This window comes from Parageobacillus caldoxylosilyticus NBRC 107762 (assembly GCF_000632715.1).
In the GTDB taxonomy this organism is placed as follows: Bacteria; Bacillota; Bacilli; order Bacillales; family Anoxybacillaceae; genus Saccharococcus; species Saccharococcus caldoxylosilyticus.
This window is the reverse complement of the sequence record NZ_BAWO01000045.1, coordinates 45,263-53,238: the sequence shown is the minus strand read 5'-3', so window position 1 is coordinate 53,238 and position 7,976 is coordinate 45,263. Positions and strand designations below refer to the sequence as shown.

10 protein-coding genes and 1 pseudogene are annotated in these 7,976 nt (G+C 45.6%); 5 read left to right on the top strand and 6 right to left on the bottom strand.

Annotated features, from left to right (window positions below):
- A pseudogene (locus tag GCA01S_RS12200) lies at positions 1–215 on the bottom strand (IS200/IS605 family accessory protein TnpB-related protein); the annotation flags it as partial.
- Between the two features lie 246 nt (positions 216–461).
- Positions 462–611, bottom strand: a complete 150-nt coding sequence (sspO, locus tag GCA01S_RS12195) for a small acid-soluble spore protein O (protein ID WP_017434996.1) — start codon at positions 609–611, stop codon at positions 462–464.
- Between the two features lie 219 nt (positions 612–830).
- Here sspO and acnA point away from each other — a divergent pair, with 219 nt between their 5' ends.
- A complete protein-coding gene (gene acnA / locus GCA01S_RS12190; protein ID WP_042410332.1) occupies positions 831–3,551 on the top strand; it encodes an aconitate hydratase AcnA in 2,721 nt (906 codons plus the stop codon).
- A 42-nt stretch (positions 3,552–3,593) separates the two neighbouring features.
- On the opposite strand, the gene sspL is transcribed toward acnA, so the two are convergent.
- Together sspL and GCA01S_RS12180 are read right to left on the bottom strand one after the other, a co-directional pair.
- On the bottom strand, positions 3,594–3,731 hold the full coding sequence (gene sspL, locus GCA01S_RS12185) for a small, acid-soluble spore protein L (protein ID WP_017434994.1): 138 nt from the start codon (positions 3,729–3,731) through the stop codon (positions 3,594–3,596).
- Between the two features lie 99 nt (positions 3,732–3,830).
- Positions 3,831–4,760: a DMT family transporter gene (locus GCA01S_RS12180; protein WP_042410330.1), complete on the bottom strand. Its 930-nt coding sequence runs from the start codon at positions 4,758–4,760 to the stop codon at positions 3,831–3,833.
- 272 nt (positions 4,761–5,032) lie between these two features.
- Between GCA01S_RS12180 and GCA01S_RS12175 the strand changes: the two genes are divergently transcribed.
- Both GCA01S_RS12175 and GCA01S_RS12170 read left to right on the top strand, forming a co-directional pair.
- A complete protein-coding gene (locus GCA01S_RS12175; RefSeq protein ID WP_042410326.1) occupies positions 5,033–5,698 on the top strand; it encodes a ribonuclease H family protein in 666 nt (221 codons plus the stop codon).
- Between the two features lie 7 nt (positions 5,699–5,705).
- Positions 5,706–5,924, top strand: a complete 219-nt coding sequence (locus GCA01S_RS12170) for a zinc-finger domain-containing protein (RefSeq protein ID WP_017434991.1) — start codon at positions 5,706–5,708, stop codon at positions 5,922–5,924.
- A gap of 53 nt (positions 5,925–5,977) precedes the next feature.
- On the opposite strand, the gene GCA01S_RS12165 is transcribed toward GCA01S_RS12170, so the two are convergent.
- Positions 5,978–6,244 (bottom strand): DUF2564 family protein, encoded by a 267-nt coding sequence (locus tag GCA01S_RS12165; protein WP_052510042.1) that lies wholly within the window; start codon positions 6,242–6,244, stop codon positions 5,978–5,980.
- Positions 6,245–6,383: 139 nt separating this feature from the next.
- Positions 6,384–6,584: a cold-shock protein CspD gene (gene cspD, locus GCA01S_RS12160; protein WP_003251474.1), complete on the bottom strand. Its 201-nt coding sequence runs from the start codon at positions 6,582–6,584 to the stop codon at positions 6,384–6,386.
- A 331-nt stretch (positions 6,585–6,915) separates the two neighbouring features.
- On the opposite strand from cspD, the gene GCA01S_RS12155 reads away from it, so the two are divergent.
- Together GCA01S_RS12155 and GCA01S_RS12150 are read left to right on the top strand one after the other, a co-directional pair.
- A complete protein-coding gene (locus tag GCA01S_RS12155) occupies positions 6,916–7,167 on the top strand; it encodes a hypothetical protein (protein WP_017436190.1) in 252 nt (83 codons plus the stop codon).
- A gap of 214 nt (positions 7,168–7,381) precedes the next feature.
- The gene (locus tag GCA01S_RS12150; protein ID WP_042410324.1) at positions 7,382–7,792 is read left to right on the top strand and encodes a sporulation protein; all 411 of its coding nucleotides are present in this window, start codon (positions 7,382–7,384) and stop codon (positions 7,790–7,792) included.
- Positions 7,793–7,976 lie beyond the last annotated feature (184 nt).

Below are 7,976 nucleotides of genomic sequence, written 5' to 3'. Positions count from 1 at the left end.
CTGTTGGCGAAATAATCGTTCAGTCCGTACTTTTTCTTCACAGCGATATGCAGACTTGGATACAATTTTCGTTCCCATCGTTTTTCTCGGACCAGCGTTTGAAAGGCGAAACGTTTCGCTTGATTGAATAACTCTAATGCATAAGATGTTTCTGTAACATGAAGAATATCTATTTCGAATTTATACAATCTTCTCGAAAAATACGCTTTTTTCATCTTTTCTCCACCTCTATCGAAACATAAGTTCGGTATATTTATTTATATTTTATGACAGAAGAAAGACGTTTTTTAACTATTCAGATTACTGAGAAAATAAAAAATGCCGATTCATCCCCCACCTATGCTTCGCTTAGAGGTGGGGGGATGAATTGGCAAAAAAAAGATAAAGGGAATGTCACCATCCGACATTCCCTTTTGTTTGCACCCGCTTGCGGCAGGGCGGGATGACGAACAAGCGCAAGGTTATTGGTTCTTTTTTCTTTTCTTATTGTTTTGGCGCTGCGCTTCTGTCAATGGTTCGTTCGAAAATTCTTCGTTATAGCCGGCTCCCATTCCTTGCGCGCTTGCCGCGTTCATGCCCGGAATGACGTGATTGGCTTTTCGTTTGCCCATCCTCTTCACCTCCGGTACTAGTTTGCGACTGAAAGATAACTTTATGCTCCTCTGGAAAAAGGGATAATATGACAAAACCTTCGAAATTCTATTTACAACTTATCGTCCTTATAATAAGATAAAAACGTACCAATTTTACGGGTGTTGGGAGAATTTGTTCTATTTTTTCGACTTTGCGTCGAAAAAATAGTATAGTATTGAAGTGAGGGGGTAATACATATGGCGAAACAAGACGTTTTTAACGCCCGCTCTTCATTTGAAGTAAACGGTAAAAAATATAACTATTACCGTTTGCAAGCGCTTGAAGAAGCAGGGATCGGCAACATTTCCCGTTTGCCGTACTCAATCAAAGTGTTATTAGAATCGGTGCTTCGGCAGGTAGATGGACGTGTGATCACAAAAGAGCACGTCGAAAACCTTGCCAAATGGGGAACGCCGGAAATGAAAGACATTGATGTTCCGTTTAAGCCGTCGCGCGTTATTTTGCAAGACTTCACTGGTGTGCCAGCCGTCGTGGACTTGGCATCGATGCGCAAAGCGATGGCGGATTTAGGCGGCGACCCATATGAAATCAACCCGGAAATTCCAGTCGACCTTGTCATTGACCACTCTGTGCAAGTAGATCGCGCTGGAACGGACGATGCGTTAGAGTACAACATGAACTTAGAGTTTGCGCGCAACGCTGAGCGCTATAAGTTTTTAAAATGGGCGCAGAAAGCGTTTAACAACTATCGTGCTGTTCCGCCGGCAACGGGGATTGTCCACCAGGTCAACTTAGAGTATCTCGCTAACGTCGTTCATACCGTAGAAGGAGAAAACGGCGAATATGAAGCGTTTCCAGATACGCTGGTCGGCACGGACTCCCATACGACGATGATTAACGGTCTTGGCGTTCTTGGCTGGGGGGTCGGCGGAATTGAAGCGGAAGCCGGCATGCTTGGACAACCTTCTTACTTCCCGGTACCGGAAGTCATCGGTGTCCGTTTAACAGGAAAATTGCCGGACGGTTCCACAGCGACAGATCTTGCCCTAAAAGTGACGCAGGTGCTTCGCAAAAAAGGTGTGGTCGGCAAATTTGTTGAATTCTTTGGCCCAGGCGTAGCGACATTGCCGCTTGCAGACCGTGCAACGATTGCAAACATGGCTCCAGAATACGGTGCGACATGCGGTTTCTTCCCGGTCGACGCAGAAGCGCTTGACTATTTGCGCCTAACCGGCCGCGATGAACATCATGTCCAGGTAGTCGAAGCTTACTGCAAAGCAAACGGCTTATTCTACACTCCGGATGCGCCAGAGCCAGTGTTTACGGATGTTGTCGAAATTAACTTGTCCGAAATCGAAACCAATTTGTCCGGACCAAAACGTCCGCAAGATTTGATTCCGCTTTCGAAAATGAAACAAGCGTTCCGCGATGCAGTAAAAGCGCCGCAAGGCAACCAAGGCTTTGGATTGACGGAAGCGGACCTCGACAAAGAAATTACGGTAACGTTAAACGGCGAAGAAGTGAAAATGAAAACAGGAGCCGTTGTCATTGCCGCGATTACAAGCTGTACGAACACTTCGAATCCATACGTGCTTGTTGCTGCTGGCTTAGTGGCGAAAAAAGCGGTGGAAAAAGGATTGCAAGTTCCGAAATATGTAAAAACATCGCTCGCACCAGGTTCGAAAGTCGTAACCGGCTATTTGCGTGATTCGGGATTGCTTCCATATCTCGAGCAACTCGGCTTTAACATTGTCGGCTACGGTTGTACGACATGTATCGGCAACTCCGGACCGCTCGCGCCAGAGCTGGAAAAAGCGATTGCCGAAAACGACTTGCTCGTGACAAGCGTCCTTTCCGGCAACCGCAACTTCGAAGGCCGGATCCATCCGTTAGTGAAAGGAAACTATTTGGCGTCGCCGCCGCTTGTTGTCACTTATGCGCTCGCAGGTACGGTCGACATCGACTTGCTAAACGAACCAATCGGCAAAGATAAAGATGGCAATGACGTATACTTCAGCGATATTTGGCCATCGATGGAAGAAGTCAAAGCAGTCGTCAAACAAGCGGTCGATCCAGAATTGTTCCGTAAAGAATATGAGCGCGTGTTCGACGGCAACCCTCGCTGGAATGCGATCGAAACGACGGATGAACCGCTTTATCAATGGGATGAAAACTCGACATACATTCAAAATCCGCCGTTCTTTGAAGGCTTGTCGCCAGATGTGCGCAAAGTGGAACCGCTCAAAGGCTTGCGCGTCGTCGGCAAATTCGGCGACTCCGTCACAACCGACCATATTTCGCCAGCCGGAGCGATCGGCAAAAATACACCTGCTGGTCAATATCTCATCTCGAAAGGCGTCGAGCCGAAAGATTTCAACTCTTACGGATCTCGCCGCGGCAACCATGAAGTGATGATGCGCGGTACATTTGCAAACATCCGCATCCGCAACCAAATTGCTCCTGGCACAGAAGGCGGCTATACGACTTACTGGCCGACAGGCGAAGTCATGTCGATTTACGATGCATGCATGAAATACAAACAAGACGGCACAGGGCTTGTGGTTATTGCCGGCAAAGATTACGGAATGGGAAGCTCCCGCGACTGGGCAGCAAAAGGAACGTTCTTGCTTGGCATTAAAACGGTCATTGCGGAAAGCTTTGAGCGCATCCATCGCTCCAACCTGGTGCTCATGGGCGTGCTGCCGCTGCAATTTAAAGAAGGGGAAAACGCGGAAACGCTCGGCTTAACCGGCAAAGAAGTATTCGAAGTGCATATTGATGAAAGCGTCAAACCGCGCGACCTTGTCAAAGTGACGGCGACAAATCCAGATACGGGCGAGAAAAAAGAATTTGAAGTCATCGTCCGCTTTGACAGCGAAGTGGAAATCGATTATTACCGCCACGGCGGAATTTTGCCAATGGTATTGCGTGAAAAATTGGCGAAAGTGAAACAGTAAACAGCATAACAAAAGCAGGCTTCCGCGATTGGAAGCCTGCTTTTATTTTGTGTTCGACCGTTTTGCCGCATCTTCTAGCTTGCTTTTCGGGTCTGGAGTAAATGCTGCATCTTGGCCAAAGCCTTGCGGGTTGACGCCGGGCGCCTTTGTTCCACGGTTTTTGCCGCCGTTTTTTGCCATCACCCTCACCTCCACGGGCATAGTATCACCCTTACGTGAAAAAATATGAGAAAAAACGGCTGAACGAAGCGGCCACCATAACACTGCTTCTGGAGAGGTTCATGAAGTAAAATGCCGTTTTGTCCGCCACCATTTTCCAAGGATCCACGTCAGCGGAAGTTCAGCAAGAATCATGCCGCCCAAAATACCAATGCAGCCAATGACTCCGGAAGCGGTAAGCCGCTCTCCCGCCCAAATGTAGGCGGTCAGGGCGGCAAAAACGGGCTCCATCGCAAAAATGAGGGCGACGCGGGCGGCTGTCGTATATTTCTGAAAGTTTGTCTGAATTAAAAAGGCGGCGGTGGTGGCAAACAAAGATGTAATGAGCAGCGCGCTCCATACTTCTTGTTTCCGCAGCACCGCGATATTCCACATTTGTGTCGCGTCTTCAAACAAAAACGCAAATATGGCGCACATGACGGCTACCGCAAAAATTTGCGTCATCGTTAATAACAGCGTTGAATAGCGGGACGAATACTTTCCGGTGACAATAATGTGCATCGCAAATGAAACAGCGCAAAAAAATACGAATACATCGCCGCGATTTGGCACCATTTTCCCGTCGCCAATCGTCAACAGATAAAGGCCGACAGCGGCGATGACCGCCCCGATTCCCGCGTTAAGCGACGGTCTTTGTTTGAGAAAGAGAAACGAAAATAGCGGCACAAGCACGACGCTGAGCCCGGTAATGAATCCGGCTTTCGACGAGGTCGTATACAGCAGGCCGATCGTCTGAAAAGCGTAGCCGCTAAACAGCCACAGCCCCATCCATATGCCGGAGCGAATGAGCGGCCACGTATAATGCCGAAAAAGAGAACGATGAAAAATTGCCAGCCATAGCAGCAAAAATACTCCCGCTAAGCTGAAGCGGACGGCATTAAACGAAAGCGGTTCAAGAAATGAAATCGCATTTTGCACGACGACAAACGTCGCTCCCCAGACGAATGTCACCGCCAGCAGGCTGATATCAGCGATCCAGCGTTTTTTCAACCCCATTCCCCCGTTCTGTTTTCTTCTTAACGGATGCACATTTTTCAAAAAATAAACATAGTCGAGCGATAGTGTATCATAAATCGATGAAAAAGAACACAATTTTTTGAAAAAATATGTGCAATGAAATCGAATGTTGATATCGAAGCAAATGTTGCATAATAATAGGTAATGAGAAGGGAATTGATTGCTTTACATGTTTTCTTGACTATCATTGTATAATAAAAATAGGAAATACGGTACGGAATGGACGATGGAAGGGTGACGATGGTTTGGACGTTAGGATCCAGTGGACATATATAGCGCCAAAAAAACGCGAAGTGGTGCTGACTTCCGATTTTATCCGCGCGGAAGAGGCGCTGGCATTAGCTGAAGATTTCGAAAAAACCGGACGGGCGAAAGCAATTCATTTTATCGACCATCATGGTGGGATATGGTCGAAAAAAGAGTTAAACAAGCTTTTAAAAGAAATGGAAAGTGAACCACATGATGTGATTGCTTACTTTGACGGCGGCTTTGATCATGCGACCGCAAAAGGTGGGGCCGGTGTCGTCGTTTACTATAAGCAAAACAATGAGCAATATCGTTTGCGCGCCAACCTCCAGCTTGATGAGTTAAAGTCCAACAATGAAGCGGAATACGCCGCATTTTGGTTTTTAATGCAAATGCTTGAGGAGCTTGGCGTTCATCATTTGCCAGTCACTTTCCGCGGGGATTCGCACGTTGTTTTGAAGCAGCTGTCCGGCGATTGGCCGTGTTTTGAAGACGATTATAACGCATGGCTCGACCGCATCGAAGAAAAGATGAGCGAATTGGGGATTGAACCGATTTATGAACCGATTTCGCGAAAGCAAAATAAAGAAGCCGATCAGCTTGCCCGCCAGGCGCTCGCTGGGCAGATGATCACAAGCATGATGGAACTTACGGAGAAAGGGTAGACAGAAAATGAGAGAGAAAAAGCTAAACAAGCGAAAAGAAATATTAGACAAAATTACGGAATTGCAGCAAACGTATTGTGAAGGCTGTTTTTTAAAAAGCACCTTTCGCAAAGAATACGGAAAAACATATGCGCAATCGTTTTGCATCAACCAATGCACGGTTGGCGAGAAAATGCGGCAGTATGGTGCAATGCTTTTAGCTGTTTCTTCGCGTTCAACAAAATAGCACAAAAAAGGACTTCACAAAACGGAAGCCCTTTTTTTCGCATGGCCGGCAGCTTAACGCAGCGCTTCATTTAATTGGTGCTCTGCTCTTTCTAGTTTCTGTTCACATTGTTTGAAAAACTCTTCATCCACGCCAGTCGCTTGCGCGCGGGCGCGAGAAAGCTGGGCGTAGGCATTTTCAACCGCTTGTTTTGCCCCTTCGAGCATCTCCTTGTCCAAGCTCATCGTTGCTTGTCCGACCATTTTTTCGGCCGTTTCGACAAACATTTCGACCTGTTTTATATCATTATAGCCGGTATGAATATCGATATCCCGTTCCACTTGCAACACCTCCTAGCGGATAGTGTTCGCGAAAGAAGAGAAAATATGCGCGCACACAAAAAAGACCGGCGCCACGCCGGTCTTTCAGCACTCACTGGTTTCGATTACGTACGTTCTTTCGTTTATATTAACGAACGCCTTATAATTTGACAACGTTAGCAGCTTGAGGTCCACGGTTTCCTTGAACGATTTCAAAAGAAACTTCTTGACCTTCTTCCAACGTTTTGAACCCTTCACCTTGGATCGCTGTGAAGTGTACGAATACGTCAGAACCGCCTTCCACTTCAATAAAACCGTAACCTTTTTCATTGTTAAACCATTTTACTTTACCACGTTGCATAATACTGAATTCCTCCTAATACCTTTAGCCGGTCAGGCTAACTTCAAGATTTTTTATCAAATAACAAAATATACCCCACAGCAATCTAAGGTGTATAATCATGCTGACTGCCTGAAATATATTCTGTTATGTGATGACTTTACTATACACTAATGGGAAGGCATCGTCAAGAAAAAGAAAGGAAATTTCCGAAAAAAGTTATAAAAGGAAAAAAAGCAGGGATTTTTTGTGGCATTGTCAAAATTCATTTGATAAAAGAAAAAAAGTAAGAATGGATGAAAGAAAAGTGCCATACATTGGAATAGTAGGAATGAAAAGGGGGATGGATCGGATGTACCGCGGAAAAATCGCGGGGAAGGATGTGATTGTTCGTTTAGGAAATCGAGTCAGTAGGCGTTATTTTTCTGACAATAAAATTTACAACATGGTGCTTTCTTATGGGGAGACGGCGTTCCGTAAAGGACAAGAAACGTTTTGCATTTACAATGACCGCATCGGCCTCATCGTCGCCGAGGTGGAAAGAAACGACATTCCAGTTATTCGTATTGATTATATTATTGAAAACGAAAATGTGTACGAATAACGGTTGACAAACAAAAGATCATGTTATATTCTCTTTGTAAGCGGTATCAATAATGTAATGACAGCTTGTTTTGCCTGTTCGCTCTTAGAACAGACTTTTGCTGTATGAGGCACAAGTCTGTTTATTTTTTATGGGCAAATAGACGAAACAAACTTTCCCTTTGCTTCGTAATATATGGAGAAAGAAAAAGAGAAATGGACAAGAGGTGTGACAGATGCTATTGCGCAAAATGATGTCAAGAATAGGAGTCGGATCGGCGTATGTCGATTTGATTTTAAATAAAACGGTGCTGCAGCCTGGGGAATACATTGACGGGGTGCTGCATATTTACGGCGGAACAGTGGAACAAAAGATTACAAGGCTCGATGTGGAGCTGGTGCAAAAAACGTTGCATAACGGCAAGGAAGTGGACGCTGTCATTGCGACGATACCGGTGGCGAAAACGTTTATCATCGAACCGGGGCAGAGAAAGGAGATCCCGTTTTCGTATCACATTCCTGATTCGCTTCCGCCTTCACAGCCGGGATTGTCTTATCGGTTTATCACCCGCCTTGATATTGAAGATGCGGTCGATACGCTCGATTTCGACTATATTCAAATTTTGCCAAAAATAAAAGAAAAATAATCCAAATTTATTGACAACGCTTACAAAACTGATTAATCTTATAAGTAAGTTAATAGTTTGTGGCGGAGAAATCGGAGACCCACGCATATTCCTCGTTTTATAGGGGAAGTGTGTGGGTTTTTGTCTTATCCGTTTCCAAAAAATGTAGCTGCTTTCAAAAAAGCTGGTGTTTTCCTCCGGAGGG